1 protein-coding gene is annotated in these 1,066 nt (G+C 56.3%); it reads right to left on the bottom strand.

Annotated features, from left to right (window positions below; translation table 11 throughout):
* Window positions 1-999: IS66 family transposase (gene tnpC / locus L9Z73_RS31055; protein WP_247408816.1), on the bottom strand; the 999-nt coding region annotated here is incomplete at its 3' end.
* Between the last annotated feature and the right edge of the window lie 67 nt (window positions 1,000-1,066).

The raw sequence follows: 1,066 nt of genomic DNA, 5'->3' as shown, positions 1-1,066 counted from the left end.
CTCAACAAACTTGCGCCTTGCGTGCGCCCAGCAGCCCAAACGTTCGACTCCAGCCTGCCCGCCCAACGCGTTATAACCGGCGTAATCATCGGTCATCACGTAGCCACGATAACCATCGAGCAGGCGTGTCGGCACCTCCTGCGCGCGGCTGGTGGAGTAGTCAAAAAGGATCACTGGTTTATCTGGCGGGCCGCCGGTTTGCACCCACATCCAGGACTGGCTGCTTGGGTCTCGGTCAGGCTCTTTCAACACCTGTACCCGTGTTTCATCGCAGTGGACAACACGGCTGCCCAACAGGCTATCGCGCATTAAATTCAGCAGCGGCTGGAAGTGTTCACCGCACTGGATAACCCAGCGTGCCAACGTCTGGCGCGGGATATCGACACCATGGCGGCCCAAGACTTTTTCGAAACGGTGAAGCGGTAGTCCATCGACGTACTTGGTGGTCAGCAACATCGCCAGAACACTTGGGCTGGCCATGCTTTTTTCAATCAGTTGAGCCGGCTTGTCAGCAGTGACCGACGCCATCTCGCAGTCGCGGCAACCGTAAACTTTGCGAACGTGGCTGATCACACGGATCTGCATCGGCACGATTTCAAACTGCTCGCTGACTTCTTCGCCAATAGTGTGTTTGCGGCAGCCGCAGACGCACGTCAGTTCATGTTCGGGAAGTTCGTGGATGATCTCGATGCGCGGCAGATCGGCGGGCAGTGGCTTGCGTTTACCGCGGCGCTTGGTCGGGGCAACGACCTCTTCATCTGAGGCGTCGTCCACAGGCTCGACGACGCTTTCTACTTCATTGAAGAGGGCCAGTTGCGGCGTTGCAGCATCAGCTGTTTGCTCGGACTTACGTCCGAACAGACGCTGAAGCAAGAGCGCATTCTGTTCTTCTAGCCGAACAATCTTTCCCTTATCCAACTGACGTTCGTCGAGCATCTGCCCAAGCATTTGCTTGAGCAGAACAGGATCATCTGGAAGATTTTCGGGCAAGGAATTCATGCCCTGGATTATACCGAATCAGGCTACGAATCGCGGCGTCAAAACTTGATGAGGACGGTTGCGCCAG

This window comes from Pseudomonas emilianonis (assembly GCF_023072625.1).
GTDB classification, from domain to species: Bacteria; Pseudomonadota; Gammaproteobacteria; order Pseudomonadales; family Pseudomonadaceae; genus Aquipseudomonas; species Aquipseudomonas paraveronii.
This window is presented reverse-complemented; position numbering and strand designations above follow the sequence as displayed.